This window comes from Rhodovulum sp. YNF3179 (assembly GCF_050586465.1).
GTDB lineage: Bacteria > Pseudomonadota > Alphaproteobacteria > Rhodobacterales > Rhodobacteraceae > CAJXYS01.
Genome location: NZ_JBOCEG010000001.1, coordinates 364,861 through 378,106 on the forward strand (window position 1 = coordinate 364,861; position 13,246 = coordinate 378,106).

At 68.7% G+C, this 13,246-nt stretch carries 16 protein-coding genes; 9 read left to right on the plus strand and 7 right to left on the minus strand.

Annotation, left to right across the window (positions count from 1 at the left end; all coding sequences use genetic code 11):
• The first annotated feature begins 47 nt into the window (after positions 1-47).
• A complete protein-coding gene (locus tag ACQ5SP_RS01860; RefSeq protein WP_430935840.1) occupies positions 48-572 on the plus strand; it encodes a GNAT family N-acetyltransferase in 525 nt (174 codons plus the stop codon).
• Positions 573-603: 31 nt separating this feature from the next.
• Here ACQ5SP_RS01860 and ACQ5SP_RS01865 read toward each other — a convergent pair whose 3' ends face one another.
• On the minus strand, positions 604-1,452 hold the full coding sequence (locus ACQ5SP_RS01865; RefSeq protein ID WP_430935842.1) for a DUF6782 family putative metallopeptidase: 849 nt from the start codon (positions 1,450-1,452) through the stop codon (positions 604-606).
• Positions 1,453-1,799: 347 nt separating this feature from the next.
• Positions 1,800-2,132, minus strand: coding sequence for a YegP family protein (locus ACQ5SP_RS01870; RefSeq protein WP_430935844.1), 333 nt, complete (start codon positions 2,130-2,132; stop codon positions 1,800-1,802).
• Between the two features lie 216 nt (positions 2,133-2,348).
• Here ACQ5SP_RS01870 and ACQ5SP_RS01875 point away from each other — a divergent pair, with 216 nt between their 5' ends.
• The gene (locus ACQ5SP_RS01875) at positions 2,349-3,893 is read left to right on the plus strand and encodes a helicase HerA-like domain-containing protein (RefSeq protein WP_430935846.1); all 1,545 of its coding nucleotides are present in this window, start codon (positions 2,349-2,351) and stop codon (positions 3,891-3,893) included.
• A 179-nt stretch (positions 3,894-4,072) separates the two neighbouring features.
• Here the strand turns inward: ACQ5SP_RS01875 and hemN are convergent, their stop codons facing one another.
• A complete protein-coding gene (hemN, locus tag ACQ5SP_RS01880; protein ID WP_430935848.1) occupies positions 4,073-5,428 on the minus strand; it encodes an oxygen-independent coproporphyrinogen III oxidase in 1,356 nt (451 codons plus the stop codon).
• A 322-nt stretch (positions 5,429-5,750) separates the two neighbouring features.
• Between hemN and ACQ5SP_RS01885 the strand changes: the two genes are divergently transcribed.
• Positions 5,751-5,963 carry a DUF1858 domain-containing protein gene (locus ACQ5SP_RS01885; RefSeq protein WP_430935850.1) on the plus strand — a complete coding sequence of 71 codons (213 nt, stop codon included), beginning with the start codon at positions 5,751-5,753 and terminating at the stop codon, positions 5,961-5,963.
• A gap of 15 nt (positions 5,964-5,978) precedes the next feature.
• On the opposite strand, the gene ACQ5SP_RS01890 is transcribed toward ACQ5SP_RS01885, so the two are convergent.
• The gene (locus ACQ5SP_RS01890) at positions 5,979-6,674 is read right to left on the minus strand and encodes a Crp/Fnr family transcriptional regulator (RefSeq protein WP_430935852.1); all 696 of its coding nucleotides are present in this window, start codon (positions 6,672-6,674) and stop codon (positions 5,979-5,981) included.
• A gap of 100 nt (positions 6,675-6,774) precedes the next feature.
• Between ACQ5SP_RS01890 and ACQ5SP_RS01895 the strand changes: the two genes are divergently transcribed.
• From ACQ5SP_RS01895 to ACQ5SP_RS01910, 4 genes are all read left to right on the plus strand, one after another.
• A complete protein-coding gene (locus ACQ5SP_RS01895; protein WP_430935854.1) occupies positions 6,775-7,203 on the plus strand; it encodes a pseudoazurin in 429 nt (142 codons plus the stop codon).
• 82 nt (positions 7,204-7,285) lie between these two features.
• Positions 7,286-8,488, plus strand: coding sequence for an NnrS family protein (locus ACQ5SP_RS01900; protein WP_430935856.1), 1,203 nt, complete (start codon positions 7,286-7,288; stop codon positions 8,486-8,488).
• A gap of 295 nt (positions 8,489-8,783) precedes the next feature.
• The gene (locus ACQ5SP_RS01905; RefSeq protein WP_430935858.1) at positions 8,784-9,131 is read left to right on the plus strand and encodes a hypothetical protein; all 348 of its coding nucleotides are present in this window, start codon (positions 8,784-8,786) and stop codon (positions 9,129-9,131) included.
• Positions 9,132-9,297: 166 nt separating this feature from the next.
• The gene (locus tag ACQ5SP_RS01910; protein ID WP_430935860.1) at positions 9,298-9,606 is read left to right on the plus strand and encodes a hypothetical protein; all 309 of its coding nucleotides are present in this window, start codon (positions 9,298-9,300) and stop codon (positions 9,604-9,606) included.
• 36 nt (positions 9,607-9,642) lie between these two features.
• On the opposite strand, the gene ACQ5SP_RS01915 is transcribed toward ACQ5SP_RS01910, so the two are convergent.
• The 3 genes from ACQ5SP_RS01915 to ACQ5SP_RS01925 form a co-directional block, all read right to left on the minus strand.
• Positions 9,643-10,026, minus strand: a complete 384-nt coding sequence (locus ACQ5SP_RS01915) for a hypothetical protein (RefSeq protein WP_430935862.1) — start codon at positions 10,024-10,026, stop codon at positions 9,643-9,645.
• Positions 10,027-10,058: 32 nt separating this feature from the next.
• Positions 10,059-10,688: a transglutaminase-like cysteine peptidase gene (locus ACQ5SP_RS01920; protein ID WP_430935864.1), complete on the minus strand. Its 630-nt coding sequence runs from the start codon at positions 10,686-10,688 to the stop codon at positions 10,059-10,061.
• 249 nt (positions 10,689-10,937) lie between these two features.
• Positions 10,938-11,777, minus strand: coding sequence for a CPBP family glutamic-type intramembrane protease (locus ACQ5SP_RS01925; RefSeq protein ID WP_430935867.1), 840 nt, complete (start codon positions 11,775-11,777; stop codon positions 10,938-10,940).
• Between the two features lie 103 nt (positions 11,778-11,880).
• Here ACQ5SP_RS01925 and ACQ5SP_RS01930 point away from each other — a divergent pair, with 103 nt between their 5' ends.
• Both ACQ5SP_RS01930 and ACQ5SP_RS01935 read left to right on the plus strand, forming a co-directional pair.
• A complete protein-coding gene (locus ACQ5SP_RS01930) occupies positions 11,881-12,180 on the plus strand; it encodes a hypothetical protein (protein ID WP_430935869.1) in 300 nt (99 codons plus the stop codon).
• A complete protein-coding gene (locus ACQ5SP_RS01935; RefSeq protein ID WP_430935871.1) occupies positions 12,177-13,199 on the plus strand; it encodes an ABC transporter substrate-binding protein in 1,023 nt (340 codons plus the stop codon). Before ACQ5SP_RS01930 ends, ACQ5SP_RS01935 begins: the two co-directional genes overlap by 4 nt.
• Positions 13,200-13,246: the final 47 nt, after the last annotated feature.

A 13,246-nucleotide genomic window follows, 5' to 3' on the forward strand; every position in this document is an offset into this window, starting at 1 on the left:
TGGCCCGGTTGTGCGCGGTCCGCGCGCCCCTCCCGGAGGAGAACGCGATGACTCGGATCCGGCCTCTCGGCGTGGTCGACGACATCACCGGGCTCAAGGCCCTGGTGCGGGCCTTCCTCGCGCATGAACTGGCCCAGCTCAAGCAGGTGTCGGGACTCGCCCCGGCGCTGGAGCCGCTGTTGGCCGGCACCTTCGATCACATGGATCGGTACATGCCGCCGCGGGGGGCCGTCCGGGTTGCCGAAGACGACGCGGCCAGGCTGATCGGATGCGTCTTTCTCAAGACGATCCGCGGCGATGCGGCCGAGATTAAGCGGCTCTATGTGCGGCCGGAAGCGCGGGGCGCGGGGCTCGGGCGCCAACTCATGGACGCCGCCCTGCAAGATGCGCGCCGCCTGGGCGCGGCACGGGTTCTGCTCGACACAGGCATCTACGATACCGCGGCCCACAGGCTCTACGAGGCGCTCGGCTTCCGCCACATCGCGCCCTACCCGGAAAGCGAGAACGATCCGGAACTGGCGCCCTATCTCTACTACATGGCATGCGAGCTCGACACGGACCGCGCGCGCTGACGGGCGCTGCCCCCGGCGCGGGGGCGGCGGGTCACTCGGTCGCGCCTGCCGCGCCCCCGGCGTCCTTCGGTTCGGCGCAGGGATAGACCCGCCCGTCCGGCAGACGGCACAACTCCGCGAGATAGGCCTGGTCGAGCGACCCGTAGCGCGGCAGGGCATGGGTTCGTTCCTGGCGATCCAGGTAGTCGCTGCAGGCGGCGACATAATAGGTCTGGCGCCGCCACTCGGACTCGTACCAGGTGCCGAACGCGCGGGCCGTTGCCAGCGCCAAGGCACCGCTTGCACGCATTTCCGCCTCGAAGGCCAGTGCAAGGTCTGCATGGGTCGGCCAGGTTTCGAGCGCCGTCCAGACGGACGGATCGCCGGCGGCGCGCAGCTGCCAGGCGACGGCGAGGCTGACCGCGCTGGCGTCGGCCTCCATGGCCAGGGTGACCCGCGCCGTGGCTTCCATCGACAGGTTCGGGTCCGGGCAGATGCCCGTCCGGGTCTGATGGACATGGCGCAACTCGTGGATCGCGACCGCGCGCATCAGCGGCGTGGACAGGCCGCGGCGCAGAACGATGCGATGGGCCTCGAGGTCGAAATAGCCTTGGATGCCGAAGAGATGTTCCGAGAGGCAGATCTCCGGCGGGCGCTCCTCGAGGATGCGTGAGAGGCTCCGGTGCGGTGCGAGCGCGGAGCGGAGCCAGACCGCCAGTGAACGGATCCGCCGCTGGGCATCCGTCCGAGCGCCGTCATAGGGGGGCGCGAGGCAGGTTCGGACGGGATCCTCGACCTGGGCCGATGCGGGGGCCGATGCGGGCGGCGCGCCGAGGCACAGCACGGCCAGCGCGAGCGCCCGCAGCAGCGCGGCGGCCTTCCCCCGCCTCAGCCCCGGCATGACAGGCGTCCCTTGGCGCCGGCGGCCCGGATGCGCGGACCGCGCAACGGATATGATCCGCCCGGGGGCACGCTTTTCGGCATTCGCAACCTGCTCCTGTTCCTGCCCGGCTTCGCGACCGGTCCACCCGGAAACGCCGGCTCCGTCCCGTACCGACCCAGACCTAACCTGCAAAGCGCGCGGACTCAAAATGCGCGCGGTCGGGAAAATGAAACGGGATACCCGCCCGCCACGGCGCGGTGGCGGCGTGCCGGGCGTTGTCCGGCCCGGCAGTCTGTCGCGGCCGGCCGTCGACCGGACGGGGCCGTCGACAGGTCATTCCGGCGACGGGGCGCCGGCCGCGCGGGTCAGGCCTGGTCGTCCACCTTGGCGTCGGGCGCGTTGGACTTCACCGACTCGATCCCGTTGTCGCGCGCCGATGCGCTTTCATAGTTCTCGCTGGTGCCGATGACCTGGCCGTTCGTGGACTTGAGGTTGAACCTGAACTTGCCGTTCTTGGTCTCTGTCCGGTCGAAGCGCGCGTCGTCGGCGGCGTTCTTGCGGACCGACTCGATTCCATTCTCGGCGCTGGCCTTCTGTTTATAGCCCTCGCTCGCCAGAATGATCTGCCCGTTCCCGGCCTTCAGCCGAAAGCGGAATTCCCCGGCCTTGTCAGTGTAAAGTTCGAATTTCCCAGCCATGCCACTTTTCCGGTTGCTATGTGCCCATATCAATACCCGATACTATTCTCGCAAAACGAGAAAACGCCAAGGAATTTGTGACCCGTTCCGCACGGCGCGCCGGGCCGGGGCGGGCCGTCGCATGTGTGGGCGGCAGAATTTTCTTCTCAGCCGCGCGCGGACGGGTACCCTTGGGGTCCGGAAACAAGGCGGGACAGGGGGCGACGGATGCCGGACATGCAGGACAGGGTATTCATCGGTGGTGGCGGCGCGGGATATGCCACGCCGCAGGGGTTGGCGCTGAAATACGCGAACAGGCACGGGCTTGTCGCGGGCGCCACCGGGACCGGAAAAACCGTGACGCTGCAGATTCTTGCCGAGGGGCTGTCCGAGGCCGGGGTCCCGGTGTTTCTGTCTGACGTCAAGGGGGACCTGTCCGGCCTGGCCGCGGCCGGAAGCGCGGAGTTCAAGCTGCACGAGGCTTTCATGAAGCGCGCCGGGACCATCGGGTTCTCGGACTATCGCTACGCGCGTTTCCCGGTCACCTTCTGGGATCTCCTGGGCGAACAGGGGCACCCCGTTCGGACGACCGTGGCAGAAATGGGCCCGCTTCTGCTGTCCCGGCTGATGGACCTGACGGAGGCGCAGGAGGGGGTGCTGAACATCGCCTTTCGCCTGTCCGACGAGCAGGGGCTTCCGCTGCTCGACCTGAAGGATCTGCAGGCGCTTCTGGTCTGGGTCGGCGAGAACCGCGCCGATCTCTCGCTGCGGTACGGCAACGTCTCTCCGGCATCCATCGGGGCGATACAGCGCCGTCTCCTGGTGCTGGAAAACCAGGGTGGCGCAAAGCTTTTCGGCGAACCTGCGCTGGACCTGGCGGATTTCATGCGCACCGACGCGGACGGGCGTGGCCGGATCAACATCCTGGCCGCGGACCGGCTGATGGCCAGCCCGCGGCTTTATGCGACCTTCCTGTTGTGGCTGATGAGCGAGCTGTTCGAGGAACTTCCCGAGGTGGGCGATCCGGACAAGCCGAAGCTGGTGTTCTTCTTCGACGAGGCGCATCTGCTCTTCGACGACGCGCCCAAGGCGCTGGTGGACAAGGTCGAGCAGGTGGCGCGGCTGATCCGCTCCAAGGGGGTCGGCGTCTATTTCGTCACCCAGAACCCCGCCGACGTGCCCGAGGACGTGCTGGGACAGCTGGGCAACCGGATCCAGCACGCATTGCGGGCGTTCACGGCCCGGGACCGGAAGGCGCTGAAGCTGGCGGCGCAAACCTACCGCGAGAACCCGCGCTTCGATACCGCGCAGGCAATCCGCGAGGTCGGCGTGGGAGAGGCCGTCACCTCGATGCTGATGGAGAAGGGTGTTCCGGGCGTGGTCGAACGGACCCTTATCCGCCCGCCGTCTTCCCAGCTTGGCCCGATCGATTCCGCGCTGCGTGACCGCATCGTGGCGGCGTCGCCCGTCGCCGGGAAATACGAGGCCGTGCTGGACCGCGACTCGGCGCATGAAATCCTGACCCGGCGCGCCGAGGCGGCCGCCCGCGCCGCCGCGCAGGCGGAGGCCGAAGAGGAAGAGATGGCGGCGGCGGAACGCGAATACCGCGCCGCGCGCCGCTATTCCGGCACCAGGGTTCCGCGCTCGTCATCGCGCCGCCGCACGGCGGAGCCCGAAAGCATCGCCAGTGTGATCGGATCCGTCGTGATGAAGGAGTTGAAGGGCACGACCGGGCGGCGGATCGTCCGCGGTATCCTTGGCGGCCTCTTCCGTGCGCGCTGAGAGAGCGGCGCGACGGTGTGGATCGTGGCGTTCGCCGGCGCGCAGGCGGTCGACCTGATCGAGCTGTGTGACCGGGGGGGGGCGACAGGCGTCCCGCGCACGGTCCGGGCCTGTCGGAAGGGCCTGTCCCGGCGGCGCGACCTGCCCGCGTCGCGGCCGGGCGCGCGGCGGCGTCGGTATCAGGACGCCCGGCTGAACCGCGCGCCGCCGTCGAGATGCGCGTCGTAGGCGCTGGCAATGATCCGGGTCAGCGGTCGTCCGTCCGGATGGATCGCGAGCCGCTCGGCGTCGAGCGACACGAGATCGCCGTAGCGTGCCGCCACCTCGGCGTGGAACGGGTCCAGCGCCCCGGCCGCAGCGCCGAAGGTCTCGGCCAGTTCGGTCCGGTCCAGCGCGAAGTCGCACATGAGCATCTCGATGGCCCGGGCGCGCAGCCGGTCATCGTCGGTCAGGGCATGGCCGCGGGCCCCGGGCAGGTCGCCGGCCTCGATGCGCTGGACATAGGCCGGCGTGGCGGCGGCGTTCTGCACGTAGCCGCCCGGCAGACGCGAGATCGACGAGGCCCCGACCCCGATCAGGGTCTGGCAGTGGTCCGCGGTGTAGCCCTGGAAGTTGCGGCGGAGCCTGCCGCTGGCGGCCGCCTCGGCCAGCTCGTCGCCGGGGCGGGCGAAATGGTCGATGCCAATGGCGTTCAGCCCGGCGCCGCGGAACATCTCGGCCGCGCGCTCGGCCAGGCGCACGCGGGCCCGGTCCCCCGGGAGCGCGGCCTCGTCGATCAGTTTCTGGCGTTTCGAGGCCCAGGGCACATGCGCGTAGCCGAAGAGGGCCACGCGGTCCGGTCCCAGCGTCAGCACCTTGCGCACGGTCGCCTCGAGCCGTGCGAGGCTCTGGTGTGGCAGCCCGTAGACGAGATCGGCATTGAGCGACTCGACCCCGGCCGCGCGCAGGCAGGCCACGCAGGCCTCGGTGACGCTGTAGGGCTGTTGCCGGCCGATCGCGTCCTGGACCTCGGGATCGAAGTCCTGGATCCCGATCGAGGCACGGGTCATGCCCTCGTCCGCGAGGGCGAGCACCTTGTCCCGGTCGACCATGGTGGGGTCGATCTCGACCGAGAATTCCCAGCCGTCCGCCGGCGTGAAGGTCGTCTTGAGCGCGCCGGCGAGCCGGTGGATCAGCTCCGGCGGCAGGATCGTCGGCGTGCCCCCGCCCCAGTGGAGCCGCCCCATCCGCATCCCGTCCGGCAGCGTCTCGCGCAACAGGGCGAGTTCCCGCTCGACCGTCGCGAGATAGCTCTCGACCGGCCCGAGCGTCTTTGTGCCCTGGGTATGGCAAGCGCAGAACCAGCAGAGCCGCTCGCAGAACGGAATATGCACGTAGACCGATACCGGCTCGGCCGGATCGAGCGCGGCCAGTTCGCCGCGCTGGAACGTCGCGCCCGTCGCGGGCGAGAAGACCGGCGCGGTCGGGTAAGAGGTGTAGCGGGGCACCCGGGCATTGAAGAGGCCGAGGGTCTCGAGGCGGTCATGCTGTGTCATGCGCTAGAATTGCCCGGAATCTTCGCCGCAAACTTTGCGACGGATCAAACTTCGCGCCGGAAACGGCGAAACCGCGCAGAGAACGCGTGCGGATCCGAGGCTCCGCGGCTCTAAAGCGGCCCTCGAGCCCCGGGGGCCGCGCCTGCATGCCCCGTGGACCTCGTGTCCGGCCGGGCTTTCATGCGCAGTCCCGACATCTCGCGGGTCCGCTTGCCGTCGGGGATGGCGGTTGCCAGAACGGCCGAAGACCCGACATTTTGCGGAATCGCAAAGTGCGGCGCGGAAAGCCGGGGCAGTGTGTAGGCCTGGGAGGGAGACCGGCATGCCCCGTGCTTACATCGACATAGACGACCCCGACCTGCCGCTGGCGGACCTGTTCCGGGACTGGCCCGAGGCGATGCGGCCTTTCCTGGAACGCCGGATGCTCTGCCCCGGCTGCCCGATCGCGCCGTTTCACACCGTCATCGACGCCGTCGAGGAATACGACCTGGACGAGGATGCGTTCCGGCTGGAGATCCGCAGCGCGGTCGGATGATCGTGGCGCGGGCCGTCAGCCGTGGCCGCCGCTCAGCAGCACCAGCCGGTGGGGATCGGTGACCACGATATGCTTGCGAGTCGACTTGACCATGCCGTCCTTCTGCCAGGCCGCCAGCAGCCGGCTGACGGTATGCACCGTGGTTCCTGTCATCTCCGCGATGTTCTGGCGGGTGATCGGGAAGGCGATCTCGATCCCGTCGCCGCTCTTGCGCCCGCTCTGGTTGGCCATCCGCAGGAGCGCCCCGGCGACCCGCTGTTCCACGGCGCGGGTGGCCATCTCGGTCAGGGTCCCCTGGATCTCGCCCAGGCGCTCGCCCAAGGTCTTGTAGGTCTCGGTCGCGAAGCCGTCATGGCGCGCGGCGAAGTCGTGCCAAAGCCGCGACGGCCATTCCAGCGCGATCGACTCCGCGGCCGCCATCGCCGTGGCCGGGTAGGTGTCGCGGCGCAGCGCCGGCGCGATGCCGAACAGCTGGCCCGGCGCGATATGCAGCACGATGATCTGCTCGCCGTCCGCGGTGGTGCGGATCACGCGGATATAGCCGTCGAGCAACAGGAAGAAACGATCGGCGTCATGCCCCTCGCGGAAGATCGCCCGGCCTTCCGGGTAGCGCCGCGACGTCGCCTGGTCCAGCACCGCGCGGATCTCGGGACGGGACAGCCGGCTGAAGGGCGGCAGGTCGGTCAGAAGGCTTTCGTCGAGCTTGGGCAAGAAACCACCGCGAGTTTGTGGAAACGCAACGTCCCGGGACCTGGCCTATCGCATACCGGCAGCAGTCGAAACAAGCGGATGTGACAGAAAGGACGATCCGATGATCAAGACCCTCGTGATGGCCTCGGCCCTCGCGCTCGGGGCCGCCGCGGCCCAGGCCGAGACCTTCGAAATCGAGATGCTCAACCGGGGCGAGGCGGGCGCGATGGTGTTCGAGCCAGCCTTCGTGAAGGCCGCGCCCGGCGACGTGATCCGTTTCCTGCCCACCGATCGCGGGCACAACGTCGAGAGCATCGACGGGATGCTCCCCGCCGGTGTCGAGAGCTTCAGGACCCGCTTCGACGACGTGTTCGAGATGACCGTCGCGGCCGAAGGTGTCTACGGCGTCAAGTGCACCCCGCACTACGCGATGGGCATGGTCGCGCTGATCCAGGTCGGCGACGCGGTCAACGAAGATGAGGCAGCCGCGGTCAAACAGCGCGGCAGGGCCGCCGCCGTCTTCGGTGACCTTTTCGCGAAGGTCGAGTGATCCCGTCCGGACGGATCGTCCGACGCGGGCGGGGCGCCCCGGACAGGCGTCCCGCCGATCCCATTTTCCAGGAGGTGCCCCGATGCAGACCCGACAGGACTTCACCGGCCCGGCGCTGTTCTCCTACGGCTTCCGGCCCTTCTTTCTGGCCGCCACGCTTTTCGGGCTGGGCGTGGTCCCGGCCTGGCTTTTGGTCTGGCGCGGCGACCTGATGCCGGGCGGTCCCATGGCGCCGGTCGACTGGCACGTCCACGAGATGATTTTCGGCTACGGGGCCGCCGTCGTGGCGGGGTTTCTCTTTACCGCCGTTCCGAACTGGACCGGCCGGATGCCGGCGCGCGGCTGGCCGCTGGCCGTGCTGCTCGCGCTTTGGATCGCCGGACGGCTCGCCATGGCGGGGGCGTTCGGGGATGACCCGGTGCTTGTCATGTGTGCCGATGGCGCCTTCCTTTTGGCGGTCGCCGGCATGATCGCGCGCGAGATCGTGGCGGGGCGGAACTGGCGCAACCTCAAGGTCGTGGTGCCGGTGTCGCTGCTGGCCGCGGCCAATGTCTTCTTTCATCTCGAGGCCATGCGCACGGGGCTGGCCGAAACGGGCCACCGTCTCGGGATCGCGCTGCTCGTGTTCCTCATCATGCTCATCGGGGGGCGCATCGTGCCGAGTTTCACACGCAACTGGCTGGCAAGGAGCGGCTCGCCCAGCCGGCCGGTGCCGTTCGGCCCCTATGACGTGGCGAGCCTCGTGGCCGGCGGTGTCGCCCTGGCCGGGTGGGTGGCGGTCCCGGATGCCCCGGCGACCGGCGTGGCGCTCGCGCTGGCCACGGTGATGCATGTCGTGCGGCTGGCGCGCTGGCTGGGGGTTCTGACGGCGGGTGCGCCGCTGCTGGTCATGTTGCACATCGCCTACGGTTTCCTGCCGGCAGGCTTTGCAGCGGCGGCGCTGGGGGCTTTCGGACGGGCCGGGCCGGACCAGGCCGCGCATCTCTTCGGGATCGGCGGGATCGGCGGCATGACGCTGGCCGTGATGATGCGCGCGACGCTCGGGCACACGGGGCGCCCGCTCGTCGCCGGGCCGGCGCTGACCGTCGGCTTCGTGGCGGTCGCGCTCGCCGCCCTGGTCCGGCTCTATGGCGCCGATGCGTTCTTCCCGGGGCTGGATGGCATTCACCTCGCCGCGCTGCTCTGGACGGCGGGCTTCGCGCTGGCCGTGCGGCGATTGCTGCCGTGGCTGGCGACGCCGCGCATGGCGCCGCGCCGCCCCGGCCGGGCATCGCTTCGGACGTGAGCGTCCGGGCGGGCCGGTGGCCGGGGAACGTGTCCACCCCAGCGCGGCGGCGCGTCGGCACATGCAGGCTTTCGCCCTTAAGGGGAAGTCTTGATGGCCGGGAGCGCGCGGCCGGGGTGCACGCGCCCTGCACAGAATTCCACGCGGCTCACATATTGCGGCAACAATCCATTGAAATTGTGAACGGTATCTGATTCGGATTTGTCCAAAGTTTTACCGGCCTGGCTTTTCCTGATACAATTATCGGTAGAACATGAATGCGCACCCGAATTCCCATGAAATGGCCAGGTTCCCGATGCTGCCTCCCAGCTTGAGATACTTCATCAAGCACGAAATCGAAGATATCTTCGACCTCGTCCCGGTTTTGATCCTCGGCGTCGGTCTGGCCTTCGCGATCTTGATCCTGCTGCTTTTCGTGAACACGGAGCGGGACCCGGCCGCGACGCCAGGCCCGGCTGGCGTATCCGCGCCCGTGGCCGAAGACGCCGCGGCAGCGGGACCGGGCGCGGCATCCACCGCGGCCGATGCCGGTGACGCCGGGATCCCGCGCGAGCCCGGGGCCGCGCCGGAGGAAGAGCCGCGCTCGAGTGACGCGGCGCAGCGCTTCAGATTGCTCGAGCGCCCGTCCGACTTTCCGCCCTAAGGCAGGCCTTTCGCTACGACCATGAACGTTCACGGGGGTTCGATACGTGTCATTCTTTCATTCTTCACGGGGTCGCCGCGCCGTTGGCCGCGGTGATTGTGCAGCGCCGCGCGTGTCGGGGCCCGCGGGTGTCCTGCGACTGCTCGGTGTCGCCGCGTGCTTCGCCATGCTGGGCGTGGCAAGCGCGGGGGCGGCCAGTGACACCCCGGCATGGGATGAGATCGCGTGCGAGCCCCTCGAGGAGCTCGGCGAGGAAATCATGTTCGCACGCCAGCAGGGCGCCTCGACAAGCCTTCTGATCGAAAAGGGAGAAGCCTGGATCCCGCCGGATTCCATCCTGGCGCAAGAGACCCGGGCGCTCATCCGGGAGATCGTGAAGTTCACCGAGCGCGTGCCGCGGGTGAAGGACTTTCAGGAACGGAAGCGGGTGTCCGAGGATTTCGGAGACACGCTGTCTTCCATGTGCGAGGGCTAGCGCCCGGCGCGGGGCAGAGCGGCCCGCCCGGATGCCTCAGGGCAACGAGCCGCGGCAGGCATCGGCGACCCGCGTGCGGAACGCCTCGGCGGCTTGCCGTCTTTGCCGCTCGGTTTTTTCGCGGGGTTCGCGATAGGCGAACACGGCGATTTTCCGCAACATCTCCCTGGTTCCGGACATGTAGGCCGCTGACCAGCCCATGCTCTCGATGGCCATGTCGGTCGCCATGCCGATGGCGAGCCTGTTCTGCCGGGCTTCCATCATCGTGTAGGCGGCCTGTCCCAGGAGGGTGCAGGCGGGCGAGAACCGGTGCGCGCCGTGATCGCTGGCCACGCCTGGGGCAAGGGCGCCCAGGGCGAAGGCGACCGCCAGGATCAGGCGCGGCAGGGTTCTTGCCGGGAGGATCGCGGGGTGGGTCATGATCCGTTCACTTCCGGGCGGGCCGCCCGGTGTCAGTAGGGTTGCACGCATTTCGTGATGGACGATGTCGGCCCATCGTCGAGAACGCCGCCGCGCAGCACCATGTTCCATCCGTGCGGGGCGCGCGGGTTCTGAACCCGCATGAAGATGTAGCCGGTTTTCGCCCAGCCCAGCAGCTTGTTGTTCAGGTTGTCGAGCACGAAATCCCCCGTCTCGTGGCGGAGCACCAGAACCGCATGGGGACTCATGTTGGTGTCGAGAACCGTCGCGAGCAGGAGCCGCGCCGGATCGACGCCACTGGCGTAGAGGATCTGCTTTTTCCGGAGCGCGTAGTCCTCGCAATCGCCGCCGCGTGGTGTCGGCAGGGCCCAAAGCTCCTCCCGGCCGTACTGCTTGAGGTCGGATATCGGGCGGACACTGCGGTTCACGTCCCGATTGACCCGGTGGGCCATCATCAGCATGTCGTCCAGGCGGCCGTCCCGGTTCGATGATCTTGCACAGGCCCAGGAGAACCGGTTGCAAAGGTCCACCGCGCCTTCGGGGGGTGGAACCGCTTCGCCCAGCGGCAGGTGCCGGGGCATTGCGGCCTGCTGTGCCCGCGTCGCGGTTGCGGACGCGGCGATCGACGCAAGCAGGCCTATTCCGAGAATGAGACAGCTCAACAGGCGCAGCACGATGACCCTCCGGGATATGGCATTATCCCGCGGGACTATCGCTAAACGTGGGCTGCGGTTTTCAGGACACTTTTAAATTGTTGGCCTTATGTGCAGTTGTGTGGAAAATTGTGGAACTTGTCCGACGTCTGCGACGTCTGCCAGCCCGCCCGCCCGTCGAGCCGCGCGGGCGCCACCGGCGGGTCCGGTGCCGGCGATGGTCCCGCCGCCGCGCGCCGGTGCCGATCCGCGTTGCCGCTATGTCCTGTCCCGCGGCGCTGGGGGCACCACGCGCGTCACCGCCCCGGCGCGGGTGAACATCCGGTCCCGCTGCCACCAGACGACGACGGCCGCCACGGCGACCAGGATCCAGGTGTCCCACGGCTGCGCGTCGGGCCAGAACGGGTTGATCAGCTGCCAGTGGAACAGCATCGGCAACAGAAGACTGCCGCGCCCGGCGTTCAGGATCGGCGTGACAAGGATCGCGAGGGTCACGTTCCCGATGAAGAAGGGCAGGAAACTCCAGTTCTCGTAGACGACCCCCGCAAGGTAGAAGACGGGAAGGTGCCAGACCCCCCAGACCGCACCGATCAGGGCGCCGGCCCAGAACGGGGCGACGTGTCGTTGCAGCAGCGGCTGCGCGACGCCGCGCCAGCCGAATTCCTCCATCGGGCCGAGAAAGAGCATCATTCCCATCAGGCCAAGCATCGGCGCCGCGCCGCCGGGCGGCAGCGGTGCGAGCAGCGGGCCGCCCTTGAGCAGCGATCCGGCCATGAAGACCAGCGGGATCCCGGCAAGGATGAAAAGCCACCAGGCCACCGCGCATCGCCACAGGAGAAGCCGCGACAGGAACAGCCGTATCCCGCCCGGTCCCGTATGGACCAGCACGAGCGTCAGCCCGGTGATCGCCGGCGCCCAGGTGGCGACGAAATACAGCGGATGGCCGCCGCTGATCTCTCCGAAGAGCGCGAGGGTCGGCCCCGGCGCCAGGATGTAGCTGCCGATGATGCCCCAGGTGATGGCGAAGGTGCCCAGCAGAAAGAAGGCAAGCGCCCGGGATGGAACCGGCGCGCGGCCCGCGCGGCGTTCAGACGACATCAGCCAAATCCCCATCCCGAAATATGCGCTCGTCGAAAGCCTAGGCCTTGCGGCGTGCCGACACCATGATGTCGGTCAAGCTGCAGCCGCGGCCGTGATTGACATGCCTTGGACAACCGGTAGGAATATCCAGTATCCGAAGGGGCCGATCGTGATTTTCCGACCGCGTAAAGACGCCGACGAGACCGTCGTCGCCATGCTGGCTTCGGCCCAGCGGCGCGGGCGGCGGAACGATGCCGAGCGCCACGCGGTCCGGCGGCATGGCCTGCGGGCCGCGATGCCGGACCGTGACGCGGCGCGCGCGTGCGGCGCGCCCGACGGTTGCATCCGCGAAGACATCGCCCCCAGCGCCTGCGCCGGGGCGGCACATCGTCATCCACAACAAAAAGGGAGGAGATCATGACGACATTCAGCAGACGGCAGGCCCTGGGCCTGATGGGCGCGACCGCGGCGGCGGCGGGGCTGGGCGCCCCGGCGCTGGCGCAGCGCGGCAAGGTGGTGGTGGGCGCGCTGCCCTTCACCAGCCATTCCGGCAGTTTCGTCGCGCTTCAGCGCGGTTACTTCGAAGAGGCGGGGCTCGACGTCGAGCTCAAGTTCTTCCAGGCCGCGCAGCCGATGGCCGTGGCCATCGCCTCCGGCGACGTCGATTTCGGGGTCACGGCGATCTCGGGCGGGCTCATCTCGCTGGCTGACAAGGGCGCGGTGAAGGTTATCGGCGGCGCCCTCAGCGAGGAGCCGGGGATCGACGGCCAGAAGATCCTCGCCTCGAATGCCGCCTTCGAGGCGGGGCTGACCTCGCCGGCCGCACTGGGCGAGGCCCGCTACGGCATGACGACGGCCGGCTCGTCCTTCCATTACATGGGGTCCAAGATCGCCGCGGCCGAAGGCGTCGCGCCGACCTTCGTGCCGCTCCAGAAGGTGGGCGCGATCATCGGTGCGCTAAAGTCGGGCCAGATCGACGCCTGGTCGATCGTGCCCCATATCGCCAAGCCGCTCGCCGGCGCGGGCGCGGTCAAGATGATCGGCAACGTCTCGGACTACCTGCCGGACTACCAGGTGACCACGGTCTTCACCTCGACGGGGAATGCCAGTTCGGAACGCGAGCTGACCTCGGCCTTCCTCGGCGGGTTCAGCCGGGGCGTGGCGGACTACAACGCCGCCATGGTGGACCGCAGCGCCGGCGAGGAGGCGATGGACGAGATGGTCAGGCTGATCCACACCTATGTCTATACCGACCGCCCGCTCGAGAAGGCGGCGCCATCGATCGTCAACGGCTCGATGCGGCTCAACGCGGATGCGGCGCTGAACCTGGCCTCGGTGCGCGACCAGCTGGACTGGTTCCAGTCCGAGAACCTCGTCGATGCCGACATCACGCTCGAGACGCTCGTGGACAGCAGCTACGTCGAGACCATCGGCAGCTGATCGACGCCGGAGGGCGGCCGCGGCCGCCCTTCGCAACCGGCGGGGGG

Bases quoted from the DNA above. Each gene is read 5' to 3' on its own strand.
- ACQ5SP_RS01860 (WP_430935840.1), top strand. From the start codon at position 48: ATGACTCGGATCCGGCCTCTCGGCGTGGTCGACGACATCACCGGGCTC.
- ACQ5SP_RS01865 (WP_430935842.1), bottom strand. From the start codon at position 1,452: ATGCCGGGGCTGAGGCGGGGGAAGGCCGCCGCGCTGCTGCGGGCGCTC.
- ACQ5SP_RS01870 (WP_430935844.1), bottom strand. From the start codon at position 2,132: ATGGCTGGGAAATTCGAACTTTACACTGACAAGGCCGGGGAATTCCGC.
- ACQ5SP_RS01875 (WP_430935846.1), top strand. From the start codon at position 2,349: ATGCAGGACAGGGTATTCATCGGTGGTGGCGGCGCGGGATATGCCACG.
- hemN (WP_430935848.1), bottom strand. From the start codon at position 5,428: ATGACACAGCATGACCGCCTCGAGACCCTCGGCCTCTTCAATGCCCGG.
- ACQ5SP_RS01885 (WP_430935850.1), top strand. From the start codon at position 5,751: ATGCCCCGTGCTTACATCGACATAGACGACCCCGACCTGCCGCTGGCG.
- ACQ5SP_RS01895 (WP_430935854.1), top strand. From the start codon at position 6,775: ATGATCAAGACCCTCGTGATGGCCTCGGCCCTCGCGCTCGGGGCCGCC.
- ACQ5SP_RS01900 (WP_430935856.1), top strand. From the start codon at position 7,286: ATGCAGACCCGACAGGACTTCACCGGCCCGGCGCTGTTCTCCTACGGC.
- ACQ5SP_RS01905 (WP_430935858.1), top strand. From the start codon at position 8,784: ATGCTGCCTCCCAGCTTGAGATACTTCATCAAGCACGAAATCGAAGAT.
- ACQ5SP_RS01910 (WP_430935860.1), top strand. From the start codon at position 9,298: ATGCTGGGCGTGGCAAGCGCGGGGGCGGCCAGTGACACCCCGGCATGG.
- ACQ5SP_RS01915 (WP_430935862.1), bottom strand. From the start codon at position 10,026: ATGACCCACCCCGCGATCCTCCCGGCAAGAACCCTGCCGCGCCTGATC.
- ACQ5SP_RS01925 (WP_430935867.1), bottom strand. From the start codon at position 11,777: ATGTCGTCTGAACGCCGCGCGGGCCGCGCGCCGGTTCCATCCCGGGCG.
- ACQ5SP_RS01930 (WP_430935869.1), top strand. From the start codon at position 11,881: ATGCCTTGGACAACCGGTAGGAATATCCAGTATCCGAAGGGGCCGATC.
- ACQ5SP_RS01935 (WP_430935871.1), top strand. From the start codon at position 12,177: ATGACGACATTCAGCAGACGGCAGGCCCTGGGCCTGATGGGCGCGACC.